16 protein-coding genes are annotated in these 14,858 nt (G+C 63.1%); 6 read left to right on the top strand and 10 right to left on the bottom strand.

Annotation, left to right across the window (positions count from 1 at the left end):
- Positions 1-80: 80 nt before the first annotated feature.
- The 4 genes from AC2FL1_RS09880 to AC2FL1_RS09895 all read right to left on the bottom strand — a co-directional run bounded on the left by AC2FL1_RS09880 (position 81) and on the right by AC2FL1_RS09895 (position 4,367).
- A complete protein-coding gene (locus tag AC2FL1_RS09880; RefSeq protein WP_496876794.1) occupies positions 81-1,178 on the bottom strand; it encodes an ABC transporter ATP-binding protein in 1,098 nt (365 codons plus the stop codon).
- 90 nt (positions 1,179-1,268) lie between these two features.
- A complete protein-coding gene (locus tag AC2FL1_RS09885) occupies positions 1,269-2,324 on the bottom strand; it encodes a methyltransferase domain-containing protein (RefSeq protein ID WP_496876795.1) in 1,056 nt (351 codons plus the stop codon).
- Positions 2,325-2,477: 153 nt separating this feature from the next.
- Entirely contained in the window at positions 2,478-3,584 is a 1,107-nt protein-coding gene (locus AC2FL1_RS09890; protein WP_496876796.1) for a YhaZ family DNA alkylation repair protein, read from the bottom strand.
- A gap of 3 nt (positions 3,585-3,587) precedes the next feature.
- Positions 3,588-4,367, bottom strand: coding sequence for an SDR family oxidoreductase (locus tag AC2FL1_RS09895; protein WP_496876797.1), 780 nt, complete (start codon positions 4,365-4,367; stop codon positions 3,588-3,590).
- 168 nt (positions 4,368-4,535) lie between these two features.
- Between AC2FL1_RS09895 and AC2FL1_RS09900 the strand changes: the two genes are divergently transcribed.
- The 3 genes from AC2FL1_RS09900 (at position 4,536) to AC2FL1_RS09910 (ending at position 7,777) form a co-directional block, all read left to right on the top strand.
- Complete coding sequence (locus AC2FL1_RS09900; protein WP_496876832.1) at positions 4,536-5,552, top strand: Hint domain-containing protein; 1,017 nt, start codon at positions 4,536-4,538, stop codon at positions 5,550-5,552.
- Positions 5,553-5,680: 128 nt separating this feature from the next.
- Positions 5,681-6,124 (top strand): c-type cytochrome, encoded by a 444-nt coding sequence (locus AC2FL1_RS09905; protein WP_496876798.1) that lies wholly within the window; start codon positions 5,681-5,683, stop codon positions 6,122-6,124.
- A gap of 45 nt (positions 6,125-6,169) precedes the next feature.
- Positions 6,170-7,777: a peptide chain release factor 3 gene (locus AC2FL1_RS09910; RefSeq protein WP_496876799.1), complete on the top strand. Its 1,608-nt coding sequence runs from the start codon at positions 6,170-6,172 to the stop codon at positions 7,775-7,777.
- Positions 7,778-7,789: 12 nt separating this feature from the next.
- Here AC2FL1_RS09910 and AC2FL1_RS09915 read toward each other — a convergent pair whose 3' ends face one another.
- Positions 7,790-8,374, bottom strand: coding sequence for a carboxymuconolactone decarboxylase family protein (locus AC2FL1_RS09915; RefSeq protein ID WP_496828746.1), 585 nt, complete (start codon positions 8,372-8,374; stop codon positions 7,790-7,792).
- Between the two features lie 69 nt (positions 8,375-8,443).
- Here AC2FL1_RS09915 and AC2FL1_RS09920 point away from each other — a divergent pair, with 69 nt between their 5' ends.
- Entirely contained in the window at positions 8,444-9,553 is a 1,110-nt protein-coding gene (locus AC2FL1_RS09920; protein WP_496876800.1) for a hypothetical protein, read from the top strand.
- On the opposite strand, the gene AC2FL1_RS09925 is transcribed toward AC2FL1_RS09920, so the two are convergent.
- The 4 genes from AC2FL1_RS09925 to AC2FL1_RS09940 are packed head-to-tail and all read right to left on the bottom strand — an operon-like array spanning position 9,539 to position 12,406.
- A complete protein-coding gene (locus AC2FL1_RS09925) occupies positions 9,539-10,573 on the bottom strand; it encodes an aromatic ring-hydroxylating dioxygenase subunit alpha (protein WP_496876801.1) in 1,035 nt (344 codons plus the stop codon). The genes AC2FL1_RS09920 and AC2FL1_RS09925 overlap by 15 nt on opposite strands.
- Positions 10,573-10,914 (bottom strand): carboxymuconolactone decarboxylase family protein, encoded by a 342-nt coding sequence (locus tag AC2FL1_RS09930; RefSeq protein ID WP_496876802.1) that lies wholly within the window; start codon positions 10,912-10,914, stop codon positions 10,573-10,575. Before AC2FL1_RS09930 ends, AC2FL1_RS09925 begins: the two co-directional genes overlap by 1 nt.
- A gap of 2 nt (positions 10,915-10,916) precedes the next feature.
- Positions 10,917-11,675 carry an amino acid ABC transporter permease gene (locus tag AC2FL1_RS09935; protein ID WP_234221509.1) on the bottom strand — a complete coding sequence of 253 codons (759 nt, stop codon included), beginning with the start codon at positions 11,673-11,675 and terminating at the stop codon, positions 10,917-10,919.
- Complete coding sequence (locus tag AC2FL1_RS09940; protein WP_496828754.1) at positions 11,675-12,406, bottom strand: amino acid ABC transporter ATP-binding protein; 732 nt, start codon at positions 12,404-12,406, stop codon at positions 11,675-11,677. Before AC2FL1_RS09940 ends, AC2FL1_RS09935 begins: the two co-directional genes overlap by 1 nt.
- Before the next feature lie 117 nt (positions 12,407-12,523).
- Between AC2FL1_RS09940 and AC2FL1_RS09945 the strand changes: the two genes are divergently transcribed.
- Positions 12,524-13,294: a transporter substrate-binding domain-containing protein gene (locus tag AC2FL1_RS09945; RefSeq protein WP_234136171.1), complete on the top strand. Its 771-nt coding sequence runs from the start codon at positions 12,524-12,526 to the stop codon at positions 13,292-13,294.
- A gap of 81 nt (positions 13,295-13,375) precedes the next feature.
- The gene (locus tag AC2FL1_RS09950) at positions 13,376-14,113 is read left to right on the top strand and encodes a creatininase family protein (protein WP_496876803.1); all 738 of its coding nucleotides are present in this window, start codon (positions 13,376-13,378) and stop codon (positions 14,111-14,113) included.
- On the opposite strand, the gene AC2FL1_RS09955 is transcribed toward AC2FL1_RS09950, so the two are convergent.
- Positions 14,110-14,739: a sulfotransferase family protein gene (locus AC2FL1_RS09955; RefSeq protein WP_496828758.1), complete on the bottom strand. Its 630-nt coding sequence runs from the start codon at positions 14,737-14,739 to the stop codon at positions 14,110-14,112. The genes AC2FL1_RS09950 and AC2FL1_RS09955 overlap by 4 nt on opposite strands.
- Between the last annotated feature and the right edge of the window lie 119 nt (positions 14,740-14,858).

Below are 14,858 nucleotides of genomic sequence, written 5' to 3' on the forward strand. Positions count from 1 at the left end.
CGCGCGGCAAACGCCCAGAATTTCGCCGAAATTCTGGGACAAAAAATGGGACATTTTTTGCCACCGCTCTGGGCACGCGCTCAGCGCTTGAGATCCGCCGGAAACACGAAACAACGATCACGCCGGATGGTCAGCCACATGACCCGCCCTGTTTCCGGGATGAATACATTGGGCACTGTAGCCTTCAACAGAGAGCCATCGAAGTCCATGCGAAACTCCACAAGGCTCTCGCTGCCTAGAAACCGCGCCCGTTCGACCACCCCGCGCGCGGCGACGCCGTCGCTGGGCGTCGGCAACGGCCCCTTGCCACCCCGGTCGAAATCCAGCTTCACATGCTGCGGCCGGAACACGATATCGACCTCGGTGCGGTCCGGGATGCCCGGTGCCAGGAACTGGCCAAAGGGCGTCTGCGCCAGCGCGCCGGTGACAGTTGCCCGCAGAACGTTGATATCGCTGAAGAAGGCAACCGCCGCCCGGTCCGCGGGCCGGGTATAGACGTTATATGGCGCGCCCTGCTGGACGATCCGACCACCACGCATCAGCGCGATCTCGTCAGCCATGCGCATCGCCTCTTCCGGCTCATGCGTGACCAGCAGCACCGCCGCATCCTCTTCCTTGAGCAGCGCCAGCGTGTCGTCGCGGATGCCGTCGCGCAGCCGGTTATCGAGCCCCGAGAACGGCTCGTCCATCAACATGATGCGTGGCCGCGGCGCCAGCGCGCGCGCCAGCGCCACCCGTTGCTGTTCGCCACCCGACAGCTGATGCGGAAAGCTGTCGATATGACCGCTCAGCGATACCCGCGCCAGTAGTTCCTCGACCCGGGCGCGCTTCTCTTCGCGGCTGCCTTTCAGGCCAAAAGCGACGTTACCCGCCACGCTCAGATGGGGAAACAGCGCGAAATCCTGGAACATCAGCCCGATCGCGCGCCGCTCTGGCGGAACACGGAACACGGTGTCGCAGATCAGCTTGCCGTCCACGTAGATCTCGCCGCTGTCCTGCATCTCGACGCCGGCGATCATCCGCAGGGTGGTGGACTTGCCGCAACCCGAGGGCCCCAGCAGACAGGTCACCTGCCCCGCGCGAATGTGCAGCGACACGTCATCAACGACCCGGCGCCCGTCAAAGACGCGCACCAGATTGCGGATCTCCAGTCGTGGAGGTGTCTGTCCTGCCGTCACCTGCCGGGCCTCGCTGCCTATCCCAAGCCTTTTGGTCGGGAGTTAGCCCGGGGATAACAACCCCGCCCCCGCTGCGCAAGGCGGGACGCGTCAGCAGCAGCCCCCGGATGTGGCCGGCGCCACGGGTGAGAGACCGTTGAACGGCGACACGCCACCGCATCCGGCAAAGATGCCGTAATGGGTCGAGAAATCGCCGATGAACTGGAAATGCGGCGCAAACCGCGTCTCGGCCAGCATCCGCCAGGTATTGCCGCAGACCGGAAACACCTTGCCAGCCTCGATGACATGATGGTCATCCAGCACGAATTCATGCGGTGCATGCGGCACTGTGCCCTTGTAGATCACCGCCTGACCGTAATCCTCGCAATCGGGCTCTAGCCCTGCAAGGTTGAACAGCCGATAGGTCACCGACAGGAAACGGATCGGGCCGACACGGCGTTCCAGCTCTGGGTTCTCGATGGTCAGTAACCGGCTTTCGACCATGCGCGGATCGCCAAATCCCGCGCCGCGCGCCAAGCTCAGGAAATCGTTCCAGTAGAGCGCCCCCGACAGGCATTCGCCATAAAGCACCTCGTCGCGCGCCAGCGCCTCGGGAATCCGCCGGTCGGCGTAGACATCCGAGAAATACATCTCGCCCCCCGGTTTCAACAGCCGTTGCGCGCCACGCAGCACCGCCGCCTTGTCGGTGGCCAGGTTCAACACGCAATTCGACACGATGATGTCGAACGAGCCGGGCTCCAACGGCAGCTCGTCCAGCTTTTCGATATAGCCCTGGTGAAACTCTGTATTGGGGGCGGCATGGCCGAATACCTCGGCGTGATAGGCGCGGTGCGCCCGTGCCACCTCCAGCTGCGCGGGCGTCATGTCGACGCCGACCACCGCGCCGCTTTCGCCCACCAGCGCCGACAGCGCATAGACATCGCGCCCGGCACCGCAGCCCAGGTCGAGGATACGCGCGCCTTCCATCGCCTGGGGTGCGATCAGTCCGCAACCGTAATAGCGCGCCATCACCTCGTCATGCAGCTTGGCCAAAACCGGCTTCAGATGCGCAGGCACCGCGTCGGGCGTACAACAGGCATTGGTCTGCAAATCGGCGCTGCTTTGCAGCACCTCTCCGTAATAGCTCTGAACCGCTTCGTGAGTCATGTCACACCCTCCTGACCATCCCCCACGACCTAACCCGCGCCGTGATCATAGACAACGGAGCCCCACTCCCTCTGAACCAAGCGTGATCGCCCTTCATTTCGCCCAAAATACTCCGGGGGAGTCCGCAGCACGGGGGCAGCGCCCCCTGCCCGTTCACTCAAGCAGGGCAAAGCTTCCATAGGCGCGCACCCGGCCATTGACCTGCACCTCGACCCGGTGCGGGCCGGGTACCAAGGTAAAGGTGCTGGCGTCTCCCTTCAGCTTGTGACGCTTGGACAGCTGTAGTCGCCCGCCGCTCAACCTGCCTTGTTTCAATTTGTGTACCTTGGCCGAGACCTTGCCACCCGGGCGCTGGAAATGCAGGACATAGTCCACCAGCACCGGCACATCGCGGGCGCCGCTCAGGGTCACGCCGATCTCGACCGCGTCGCCGATCCGGGCCTCGCCGGGCAGGCTCAGTTGCACGTCAAGCGCCACATCGGGATCATAGCCCAGCGCCGCCATCGCGCCCGGATGGCCGGCCTTGACCAGGCCGCGCAGCGCGTGGCCGGTCATCCAGAACAGCTCCTCGGGCCGTTGCCGCCCCTCCTCGCGCCAGCCGCCAAGCCGTGTCAGCACCAGATCCGGCGCCTTTTTGGCGATGTCGTTCAGGTGATTGGCCACCGAGCGGGTGACATAGCGGGTGGGATCGCCGTGCAACCGGTCAAGCAACGGTAACGCGGCCTCCAGTTCCAGCGATACGCCCAACCCCCAGGGAAGTCGTGGGCGGGTGCCCTCGCTGACCAGTCGGCGGACATGATAGCTGTCATGCGCGCACCACTCCACCATCCGTGCCAGCACCTGATCGGGCCAGCGGTTCAGGAACGGGCGGATCGCCCATTCCATCGAAAACCGCTGTGTCAGTTCCGCCAGCAGGTCGAGCGCCAGGTCGGGATGCTCTATCCCCACAGCCGCCACCCACTCCCCCAGCGGGGCAAAGATGAAATCGCCGAAATCATCATCCGACCGCGTCGAATCCAGCGGCGGCGGCAGTGCCCGCAGGATCACCGGCGCCACCTCGGGCAATTCGCCCGGCACCGTCTCGGCCAGGCAGGCCGCAATCCAGTCGATCCGCGCCTTCAACTCCAGCTCGGGCAGTCGCGCCATCACCCGCCCCTGAAACCCGGATGCGTCAAAGCCGGGACCGTCGAACAGCCCGGCGAGATAGGCCACCTTGTCCGCGTTGAACAGCTGATCCTTGAGCGAAAACCCCTGCGCCATGCCCTACATCGTCAGGTTGGTGCCGCCGCCGTCGTGCAGCAGGTTCTGGCCGACGATGAAGCCCGCATGCTGCGAGCAGAGAAAAGCGCAGGTGGCGCCGAATTCCTCGGGCGTACCGTAGCGGCGCGCGGGAATCGTGGCGGCGCGCTCGGCGCGCGCCTCGTCGAGCGAGATGCCTTTTTGCTGCGCCACCGGGCCATCCAGCGCATTGGCGCGGTCGGTGGCATGGATGCCGGGCAGCAGGTTGTTGATCGTCACGCCAAAGGGCGCGACCTGCCGCGAGGTACCCGCGACATAGCCGGTCAGCCCGGTGCGGGCGGCGTTGGATAGGCCCAGCGCCGGGATCGGCGCACGCACCGATTGCGAGGTGATGTTGACCACCCGGCCCCAGCCCTTGTCGATCATGCCGGGCAACAGCGCCTTCATGAAGGCGATGGGCGTCAACATGTTGGCGTCCAGCGCGCGGATGAAATCGTCGCGGTCCCAGTCCGACCACAGGCCCGGCGGCGGGCCGCCCGCATTGGTGACCAGGATATCGACACCCTGGGCCGCCTCGATCACCTGCGCCTGACCCGCCTCGGAGGTGACGTCGCAGGCGACGGTGGTCACAGTCACCCCATGCGCGCCGCGAATCGCCTCGGCTGCCGCCTCCAGCGCCTCGGCGCCGCGCGCGTTCATCACCAGATCGACGCCCGCCGCCGCCAGCGCCTGGGCACAGCCCAGCCCCAGCCCCTTGGACGAGGCGCAGACCAGCGCCCGCTTGCCGGAAATCCCCAAATCCATATCGCGTTCTCCCCTCATGCCCTGTTGTTCGGAGCTAACATCATTTGCCCGCACTTCACCACCCGATCGGCGGATCCGCGCCACATTTTTGGTGCATACACTGTCGAAGCGCCCAACCGGGTGCTAGACTTTCTTGCAACCGGTACCCTGTTAACCAACATCCGGACCATCTCCGTGACCCGATACGCCCCGATCCAATCCGTTCCCGTCTATCTGGCCGAGGATTTCTCGGTGACCAATGGCGCCAATCTGGGCGATGCGGTTGCCCCGATGGACGAGCTGATGCTGGACGATGTCTATGGCATGGCGACAGACGCGCGGACCTGGCGGCTGGGGATCGAGGCCATGGAGGACGGCGGGTTCCGGATCGCCGGGGACACCGAGACCGGGCAGCCGGGCGCCGCGCTGCACCTGGATTGCGCGCTGAGCCTGATGAGTCCCGACGGCCATACCACCGACGCCATCCTATTGGTCGAACTCGACACGACCGGCCATATCGCCGAGCTCTACCTGTTGCCGCTGGCACCTCTGCTGCCCAAGACCGACTATACGCTGGTGGGCGTTGACCGCGACCGCGCAGGCCAGAAATTCGCCCAGGTCGCCTGTGTCTCCTTCACCCGCGGCACCCATATCACGCTGGGTTCAGGCGCACAGGTCCGCATCGAGGACCTGAAGGTCGGCGACCGGGTGCTTACCCGTGACGACGGCGTGCGAGAGGTGCGCTGGATCGGTCAGACCACGGTCCGGGCAATGGGCGAGTTCGCCCCCATCGTGATCCGCGCCGGCACGCTGAACAACGAGAACGACCTCGTGGTCAGCCCCGATCACCGGCTCTTTGTCTATCAGCGCCGCGACGAGATCGGCGTCGGCCGGCCGGAACTGCTGGTCAAGGCGCGGCATCTGGTCAACGGCGATACCGTGTTCGTGCAAGAGGGCGGTTTCGTCGACTATTTCCAGCTGCTGTTCGACCGGCACCACATCATCTATGCCGAGGGGATCGCGGCCGAAACCATGCTGCTCGACCCGCGGACCCGACCGGCGCTGCCGCAAGAGATGCTGGAGCAGGTCAGCCCGCTCCTGGACCAGCATGCAAGTGGCGAAGGACACGGGATGGATGTTGCCAAGGCGCTGCTCGACCGGCCCGATGCGATCGACCTTCTGAAACGCGCCTCGACCAAACGCTGAGCGTCACGTCGGCGTCGATCTGTCTGGCCGGATCACTCACGGCATCGCGACCGCCACGACGACCTCTGCGTCTTGACCTGTTGCCCCCTCTGCTTATCCTGCCGCGACCCGTGAACAGGAGAAGCCTCATGCCGTTGCGCCCCATCCCTCTTTTTGTCGCCCTGTTTGCCGCAAGCGCGGCGCTGGCCCATAGCGGCGTCAGCAACCCGGCGGTCAAGGCGCGGATGCACGCGATGATGCAGATCGCCGACAATACCAAGATCCTGGGTGCCATGGCCAAGGGCGAGGCCGCGTTCGATGTCGATGAGGCCCGAGCCGCCGCCGCCGCCATTGCCGCCCATGCGGCCAGCGTTCCAACACTGTTCATGGCCGAAGAGCACGATCCGAAATCCGAGGCCCTGCCCGCGATCTGGCAGGATTTCAACACCTTCGGCCAGAGGTCCGAGGCACTGACACTGGCCGCCGCCGAGGCGGCCGCAGCAATCGAGACCGAGGCCGATCTGAAGCCGGCACTCGCGCAGATCGGCAACACCTGCAAATCCTGTCACCAGGATTTCCGCAAACCCTCGTAAACGCGCATTCTTGCAAGGGCGGCGCAACCTGCTATACGCGCCTGCATGTTGGATATCGCCTCGAACCGCCCTGCTTTGCCGCCCGAGATCGCGCGGCGCCGCACCTTTGCCATCATCTCGCATCCCGATGCGGGAAAGACCACGCTGACCGAAAAGTTTCTGCTGTTCGGCGGCGCGATCCAGATGGCCGGACAGGTGCGGGCCAAGGGCGAGGCGCGGCGCACGCGCTCGGACTTCATGCAGATGGAAAAGGACCGGGGCATCTCGGTCTCGGCCTCGGCAATGTCGTTCGATTACAAGACGTTCCGGTTCAATCTTGTCGACACGCCCGGCCACTCAGACTTTTCCGAGGACACCTATCGCACCCTGACGGCGGTGGATGCGGCGGTGATGGTGATCGACGGCGCCAAGGGCGTTGAAAGCCAGACGCAGAAACTGTTCGAAGTTTGCCGGTTGCGTGACCTGCCGATCCTGACCTTTTGCAACAAGATGGACCGCGAAAGCCGCGACACGTTCGAGATCATCGACGAGATCCAGGAGATGCTGGCCATCGACGTGACGCCCGCAAGCTGGCCGATCGGTCAGGGCCGCGATTTCATCGGCTGTTACGATATCCTCCGCGACCGGCTGGAGCTGATGGACCGCGCCGACCGCAACAAGGTGGCCGAAAGCATTGAAATCAATGGGCTTGACGACCCCAAGCTGGCCCAGCACGTGCCCGCGCATCTGCTGGAACAGTTGCACGAGGAGCTGGAAATGGCGCGCGAGCTCTTGCCCAAGCTCGACCCGCAAGCCGTGCTCGAAGGGCATATGACGCCGATCTGGTTCGGCTCGGCCATCAACTCTTTCGGGGTCAAGGAACTGATGGACGGGATCGGCAATTACGGTCCGGAACCGCAGGTGCAAAGCGCAGAGCCCAGGAAGATTTCCCCTGAAGAAACAAAGGTTTCAGGGTTTGTCTTCAAGGTTCAGGCAAACATGGACCCCAAGCATCGCGACCGGGTCGCCTTTGTCCGTATGGCCTCGGGCCATTTCAAGCGTGGCATGAAACTGACCCATGTGCGCACCAAAAAGCCGATGGCGGTATCGAACCCGGTACTTTTCCTTGCGTCGGACCGCGAACTGGCGGACGAGGCCTGGGCAGGGGATATCATCGGCATCCCCAACCACGGGCAATTGCGCATCGGCGACACCCTGACCGAGGGCGAGGCGCTGCGGGTGACCGGCATCCCCTCGTTTGCGCCGGAACTGTTGCAGGGCGTGCGCGCGGGCGATCCAATGAAGGCCAAGCACCTGGAAAAGGCGCTGATGCAGTTTGCCGAGGAAGGCGCCGCCAAGGTGTTCAAGCCGATGATCGGCTCAGGCTTTATCGTGGGCGTCGTGGGCGCGCTGCAATTCGAGGTTCTGGCCAGCCGGATCGAGCTGGAATACGGCCTGCCGGTGCGGTTCGACGGCTCGCAATTCACCAGCGCCCGCTGGGTTGCGGGCGACAAGGCGGCTATGGACAAGTTCATCAACGCCAACAAGCAGCATATCGCACATGACCATGACGGCGACGTTGTCTATCTGACGCGTCTGCAATGGGACATCGACCGGGTGATCCGCGATTACCCCGAGCTGAAGCTGACCGCGACCAAGGAAATGATGGTCTGACGGGCGGCGGTCTTAGCTCTCGTCGCCCTTGTAATAGCCGATGACATCCCCTTCTGTCGTGCAACCCAACCCGTTCAGCAAGCGGTTCGAATAGTTGAAATAGGCGCAGACCTGGTTCACCTCCAGGATCTCGCCATCGTCGCAGCCTGCCAGTTTCAGAGCCTCGAAATCCGATCTGACCATCCTACCGACCCCGGTGGTCAGCTTGGCGGCATAGCGCAGCAGGGCCAGTTCCTTGCCCTCGAACGCGTCCTCAGGCCGCTGTGCCTTGAGCGCGATAAAAATGCGGTCCGATCGCGGCTGGTCCCGGAGCAGGTTGCGCACGTTCATGAAATGATGGGTCAGCGAATAGGTACAGTCGTTCAGGATCGAGGTATAGCTGGCCACGACCTCGAGAAACCAGAACGGCAGGGTGTTGTCGTCGGAATGCAGGACCGAGCGATACAAGGTGACATGACCGTTCATCGTTTCGGGGCGCAGCGAATGCACCCGCATGACGGTGTCGACCGTGCCATGGGGCGTGCGCGCCCGGTCGAGCAGTTCTTTCAGGCGCCCGTCCGCCGCGTCATCCCCGATCATCTCGATCCAAGCGCTCATCTCGTATCTCCCTTGCCGCTGTTCAACGCCAGCAGCCCTTGCTAGCATCTTCCCATGCAAGAGGCCAATATGCTTGACCATAAGGAAGACCTGCACGCCGGAGCGGTCAATCTGCTGACCCGTTGCGGCGGCTTGTCGGCAGGGGACTCGGTCTTGATCGTGCGCGAACCGCCCGGTCTGGGGTATTACCGCGAATGCATCGTGGACGGCCTGATGCATGCGGCGCAGAGCCTCGGAATCCGTGCCACGGTCGTTATGGCCCCGTTCACGGAAACCGCGACCGCGCCGGACAATGCGCTGGCCGCAGCGATGCAGGCGGCGGACCTGACCGTCTTTCTGGCGCGGTTGGGCGATCAGCTCAGGTTTCAGGACCTGCCGGGCACAATACGTGCCATCGTGTGTTATGCGCTGGACGGGGTCATGCTGGGATCGGCGTTTGGTCGACTGGACCACGCAGCCATGGTTCAACTGCGCGACCGTATCGACAGCGCGATGGGACAGGCCCGGAGCATAACGGTCACCTGCCCTGCCGGAACCGATTTCACCGGCCATGTCGCGCCGGTTGACGCAAAGCCAAAGGACACCAACACGATCCGGTTTCCTCTGTCGGTGCATTCCCCGGTGCCTGCCGTAAACTTCAGCGGTCGTATTGCACAACGCGGTTTCCTGGTCGGAACGGGATCACGCTTCTATCAGCCCTATGCCTGTGCGCTTGAGGACGTGCTGTTCGTCGAAATCGAAGGCAACCGGATCACCGGGTTTTCCGGCACCGCATCAGATGTGGCCCGCGCCGAGGCGCATTATCGCGGGATCGGTGAAAGATACGGTATCGACCCCTATTTCGTCCATTCCTGGCATTGCGGCATCCATCCCGGTTGTGCGTTCCGGGATCCGGCGCGGGACAGTTTCGAACGCTGGAGCGGCAGCGCCTTTGGCAACCCGCGGCTGCTGCACGTGCATACCTGCGGCGCCTATGCGCCGGGTGAAATCTCGCTCAACATCCTCGACCCGACAATCACCGCCGACGGTATCGCCCTGTGGCAGGCGGGTCGGCTGGTGCCCGAGGCCATGCCGGGGGCAACCGAGATCCTCGACCGTCATCCGGATCTGCGCGCCGCTTATGACGCGCCCGCGCAAGACTGCGGGCTTGGGCCTGAGGGGGCCTTAAGCTTCGCCTGAGGTCTCGGCGGCGATCACCTTGTCCACCTTGGACCGGAACCGCATCGCACCGGCATCCAACCCAAGGTTCATATACGGCGTCTTGCGGTTTTTCATGCCCTCATGCACCGCCTCCAGCACCGCCTTGTCCTCGTTGAATGCCATGGTCGCACCTTCGAACATCCGTTTGTTGATGGCCTCGTCGCCCGCATCGGTGTTGCGGTGCTGAAACCAGAAATACAGCGAATTGTCCGCATCGACCGGGGTGATGAAGTTATAGGAGATGTTCAGATAGGCGTCGTCGGGCAGGATGGCATCGGGCCCGCCGGTGCCCGCTCGGGTGTAGACGCTCATGTTGATCGCGGTGGATGGCAGGCGGCATTCGTAATGCTGCTTTCGGTCGGTATTGTCCCCAAAGGCCAGCATCGCCCGATAATAGGGCGGTGCCGGTTCCGCCATGATCCAGCGCGAGACGATGACCCCGTCGTCCAACTCTTCGATATCCAGCGGGCGTGTGTCGGTCCCTGCCCCGGCAAAGCTGGTGACATGGACCCAGGCGACGTGGCTGGGATCAAGCAGGTTGTCCATCACGTAGAGATAGTTGCAGGCGATCTGCAGCGCGCCACGCTCGGTCCGGCCCCAGGCGGGATTGTCGAAATTGGGGATGTCCATGATCGGCCCCGGTGCCCGGTCGCCCATCCAGATCCAGAGAAACCCATAGCGGTCCTCGACCGGATAGCTGCGGACCCGGGCGCGCTTCGGGATCGGGTCGCCCTGCGTCGGGGCGGATACGCACGCGCCCGAGCAATCGAAGGTCAGTCCGTGATAGCCGCATTCCACAGTGTCGCCCTTGAGATTGCCCATCGACAACGGCAGCTTCCGATGGGGGCAGGCATCCTCCAGCGCGGCCGGGGTTCCATCGGTTTTCCGGTAGAATACGATCGCCTCATCCAGCAAGCGGAGCGGTTTGAGCCGGTCGCTGAAATCCTCGCTGCGCCCGGCGACATACCAGGTGTTGCGGATGAAACGGTCCGATTGCATCAGTTGCCCCCCTTGAACGTGTCATAGGCCTTGAGCGCCTTGGCGGAATAGGCATAGGACGGCCCGCCACCCATATAGGTCGCCATGGCCAGCGCCTCGCACAGTTCGGGTCGGGTCAGGCCGAGGCGGATCAGGGATTTCACATGGAACCCGATGCAACTGTCGCAGCGCGTCGCGATGGCGATGCCCAGCGCCATGATCTCCTTGGTCTTTTCGTCGAGCGCGCCGGATTTCTTGGCAGCGGCGCCCATCATTCCGAACCCCTTGACCGTCTCGGGTATCTCGGGGTTCAGGACCGCGAGATCCGCGACGATCCCGTCCATGAAGGCTTCCCAATCCATTCCTATCCCCTTTCGTCCGACCCCATGCGGCGTTCCAGCCACCGCACGCCCGCGCTGATCACAAGCACCAGAACCAGATATTCTAGGATCAGCAAGGTATAGATTTCCAGCGGCCGATACTCGGTCACCACCAGTTCATTGGCCCGCCGGGTCAGCTCCTGCATGCCGATCACCGAGGCAAAGGCCGACATCTTGACGATATAGATGAACTGGTTCGCAAGCGGCGGCAGGATGCGCCGGATCGCCTGCGGCAGGATCACATAGCGCATGGTCTGAAGATAGTTCAGCCCGATGGTCTGGGCCGCCTCGGTCTGCCCCCGCGCGATGGACTGGATCCCGGCCCGATAGATCTCGGCGGTAAACGCGCTGTCCGAGATCGCCAGCGTGATGATCGCGCCCCAGAACGGGTCGATCGGGATATCCAACCCCATCGAGCGGAAGATGATCGGCAGCCCGTAGAACACCCAGAACAGCATCGGCAACAGCGGGATCGCCCGGACGAACTCGACATAAACGCGGTTGATCAGCCGGACATACCAGCGCGACGACAGGCCGGGCAGCGCGACGAGCAAGCCTAGGACAATGGACAGCACCGCCGCGATGACCGAGATCAGGATCGTGGCCCCCATGCCGCCGATCAGGAACTTGATGTTGACCCAGCCCGACGGCGTCCAGGGGTTGATCACATACCAGCCCCATGTCGTTGACGAGGAACAGCCCGACAGCAGGGCCAGCGCGGCAAGGGAGAGAAGAAGGCGCATCAGTGGCTCAGTATCTGGCTAAGGAAGGTCTGGCAGCGGCGCGATTTCGGGTTCCCGAAAAACTCGGCCGGTGCGCCTGTTTCGACAATCTCGCCGGCGTCCATGAACACCATCTTGTCGGCGACCTTGCGGGCAAATCCCATCTCATGCGTCACAACGATCATGGTCATGCCCTCCTCGGCAAGTTTGACCATCACGTCCAGCACCTCCGAGATCATTTCAGGGTCCAAGGCCGAGGTCGGCTCGTCGAACAGCATCACCTTGGGCTCCATGCACAGGCTGCGGGCGATGGCGACGCGCTGTTGCTGGCCGCCGGACAGCTGACCGGGGCGCTTGTCGGCCTGTTCGGGAATTTTCACCCGCTCCAGATAACGGCGCGCCCGGTCCTCTGCCTCGCTGCGGCTCAACCCGCGCGCTTTCATCGGGCCAAGCGTCAGGTTCTCCAGTACGCTCAGATGCGGGAACAGGTTGAACTGCTGGAACACCATGCCGACATCACCGCGCAGATCCTCGGGGCGCTCGCTCACCTCGGATCCATAGATGCGGATGCTGCCTTTTTGATGGGTTTCTAGCCGATTGATGCACCGGACCACCGTGGATTTGCCCGATCCGCTTGGGCCGCAGATCACCACCCGCTCGCCACTCTTCACCGTCAGGTCGATATCTTTCAGCACGTGAAAATCACTGAACCATTTGTTTACACTGACCATTTCGATGGCGATATCGGTCATTTCCCCTCCCCGGCCCTCCCCTGAGGGAAGATTTTTCTTGAGGCTGAAGGGGAATGGCCACAAGTTCAAGTGTCAAAGCGTACAAGTAAAGCAAGCGCGAGAAACAGGGAGACGACGATGAAACACTGGATGACAATCGCTGCGGCGGGCGTTCTCAGCCTTGGTCTGGCTGCTGCGGCACAGGCGCAATCCGCGCTGAACGATATCCTCGACAGCGGCGTTCTGAAATTCGGCACCACGGGGGACTGGAACCCGATGTCGGTTCGCGACCCGGCCACGAACAGCTACAAAGGGTTTGATATCGACGTTGCCAACGAACTGGCCAACGACCTCGGCGTTACCGTCGAATTCGTGCCGACGGACTGGAAAACGCTGGTCAACGGTGTCGTGGCGGGCAAGTACCACATGACCGGGTCCGCCTCGATCAGCCCGCCCCGAATGAAGGTGGCCGGGTTCTCGGAAAGCTATATCGCGGTCGAGATCATGCCCTTTACCATCCCTGCAAAGGCGGGCGACTTCGATGGCTATGACAGCATCAACCAGCCCAATGTGAAGGTGGCCACCACGCTGGGTACCACGTTCGAGGCGCTGGCCCGCGAATGGTTCCCCAATGCCGACATCAAGGTGGTCGAGGCCCCGGCCCGTGGTTTCCAGGAGGTTCTCGCTGGACGCGCGGATGTGTTCATTACTTCCAACATCGAAGGCTCGACGCTGAAGGCCAAGCATGGCGTAGTCCAGGTTCCCAATACCGAACCGCGCTCGCCCTCGCCGATCGCGATGCTGTTGCCGCAGGATGATCAGGTGTGGATCAACTACGTCAACAACTGGGTCAAGGTGAAACAGGCCAAGGGGTTTTTCGAAGCCACCAAGGCCAAGTGGGGCCTCTGAAGCGCCGCATAAGCGGTCGAGAGGTCAAGGTGACGGGGGGCATGATCCATGCCCCCCTTTTCAATCGGACAGGTGGGAAACATGCGACTGGATCAGGCGACCTGGCCCGAGGTGGATACCTATCTGGCCGATCATGACGGGATCATCTTGCCGGTCGGTTCGACCGAACAGCATGGCCCGATGGGCCTCATCGGGACGGACGCCACCTGTGCCCAGGCCATTGCCGAGGCGGCGGCAGAGATCGTCGAGACCTTTGTGGCGCCGACGCTGGCCTATACCCCTGCGCCGTTCAACACCGGGTTTCCCGGCACCGTGTCAATTTCCGAACAGCTCTTTGCCGACCTCTTCGCCGAGATCGTGCGCGGGCTTCAGGCGCAGGGGTTTCGCCGGGTCTATGTCCTGAACGCGCATGGGGCGAACCTGGCACCGATGCGCCGCGTTGCCCGGTCTCTCGATATGGTGCACATCCGCAGCTGGTGGGAGTTCGACGAGGTCAACGCCCTGCGCCAGTCTTTCTTTGGACAGTGGGAGGGCATGCACGCCACGCCTGCGGAAATCTCGATCACGCAATTCCTGGGCCGGCGAGTGGCGCCGGGTGCCGCAGCCACCCCACCCCGTCTACTGACTGCCGAGGACATCGCCAGCCGGGCCGGCGACCGGCATGGGCCACCCGACCTGCACCGGCGGGAGTTTCCCGATGGCCGGGTCGGCTCGCATTCGGCGCTTGCCACCCCGGAATACGGCGCACAGCTATTGCAGGCAGCGGCCAGAGGGGTTGCCGCCGACTATCAGGCCCTGCTTTCGGGCGCCCGGACCTAGCGCTGATCGCTCGCCGACTCGATATTGCTCTGCCGAAAGGCCTCAGAAGAGTTGGTGTGCGGATAGTCTTGCTCCGGGACCGGGACCCCGAGGAATGCACAAAGCGGTTCCCAGCCCGTCCCAAGCTCATAGACAAGCAGGCGATCCGCGGGGATTGCAGATTTCACCTCGGCGACATGCCGATCGAATTCGGCAATGGCCCGTTCGCGACTATCGAAACGGTCTGCGAGGAAAACTTCGATGAATTCCTGCATGCGGCGCTGATGCACGGCCTCGGGTGGCATCTCCGTCTCGCGAAAGACCTTGATGGTCTTGGAATAGGAGTTGTACCAGCCTTCGGCGTCGCGGACCGACAGGATCACCTTGGCATCGGGATATCTTTCAGCCGCCTCCCGCCATAGATGTGCACCGGGCCAATCGACCTGCGACCGGTACCCGTCGAAAAGCAGGTCAAGATCCAGCGGCGCACCCCCGCAGAAATGATCATGCCATGGCTCTATCTTTTCGGGATTGTCGCGGATCTCGTACATATGGTGGCAGGGACCAAACCCCAGGATCGTCAATGCTGCGCGCAGCGAGTCGGTGCCTGTCCGCCCGAAACCGGCGCCGATGATTTCCAGTGCCATCGGTATCTCTCCTTCAACCGAAGCCGTGTCAGCGAAGCATGGGGCGCGGAAACGCGGCTGGCAATCTATTCTTGAAATGGCAGATGAGCATCACTTCTCTGGATGTCATGCGCCGCCGG

The organism is Ruegeria sp. YKSF070 (assembly GCF_059612725.1).

Excerpts from the sequence above, each read along its gene's own strand:
- AC2FL1_RS09885 (WP_496876795.1), bottom strand. The coding sequence starts at position 2,324 with ATGACTCACGAAGCGGTTCAGAGCTATTACGGAGAGGTGCTGCAAAGC.
- AC2FL1_RS09890 (WP_496876796.1), bottom strand. The coding sequence starts at position 3,584 with ATGGCGCAGGGGTTTTCGCTCAAGGATCAGCTGTTCAACGCGGACAAG.
- AC2FL1_RS09895 (WP_496876797.1), bottom strand. The coding sequence starts at position 4,367 with ATGGATTTGGGGATTTCCGGCAAGCGGGCGCTGGTCTGCGCCTCGTCC.
- AC2FL1_RS09905 (WP_496876798.1), top strand. The coding sequence starts at position 5,681 with ATGCCGTTGCGCCCCATCCCTCTTTTTGTCGCCCTGTTTGCCGCAAGC.
- AC2FL1_RS09910 (WP_496876799.1), top strand. The coding sequence starts at position 6,170 with ATGTTGGATATCGCCTCGAACCGCCCTGCTTTGCCGCCCGAGATCGCG.
- AC2FL1_RS09915 (WP_496828746.1), bottom strand. The coding sequence starts at position 8,374 with ATGAGCGCTTGGATCGAGATGATCGGGGATGACGCGGCGGACGGGCGC.
- AC2FL1_RS09920 (WP_496876800.1), top strand. The coding sequence starts at position 8,444 with ATGCTTGACCATAAGGAAGACCTGCACGCCGGAGCGGTCAATCTGCTG.
- AC2FL1_RS09925 (WP_496876801.1), bottom strand. The coding sequence starts at position 10,573 with ATGCAATCGGACCGTTTCATCCGCAACACCTGGTATGTCGCCGGGCGC.
- AC2FL1_RS09930 (WP_496876802.1), bottom strand. The coding sequence starts at position 10,914 with ATGGATTGGGAAGCCTTCATGGACGGGATCGTCGCGGATCTCGCGGTC.
- AC2FL1_RS09935 (WP_234221509.1), bottom strand. The coding sequence starts at position 11,675 with ATGCGCCTTCTTCTCTCCCTTGCCGCGCTGGCCCTGCTGTCGGGCTGT.
- AC2FL1_RS09940 (WP_496828754.1), bottom strand. The coding sequence starts at position 12,406 with ATGACCGATATCGCCATCGAAATGGTCAGTGTAAACAAATGGTTCAGT.
- AC2FL1_RS09945 (WP_234136171.1), top strand. The coding sequence starts at position 12,524 with ATGAAACACTGGATGACAATCGCTGCGGCGGGCGTTCTCAGCCTTGGT.
- AC2FL1_RS09950 (WP_496876803.1), top strand. The coding sequence starts at position 13,376 with ATGCGACTGGATCAGGCGACCTGGCCCGAGGTGGATACCTATCTGGCC.
- AC2FL1_RS09955 (WP_496828758.1), bottom strand. The coding sequence starts at position 14,739 with ATGGCACTGGAAATCATCGGCGCCGGTTTCGGGCGGACAGGCACCGAC.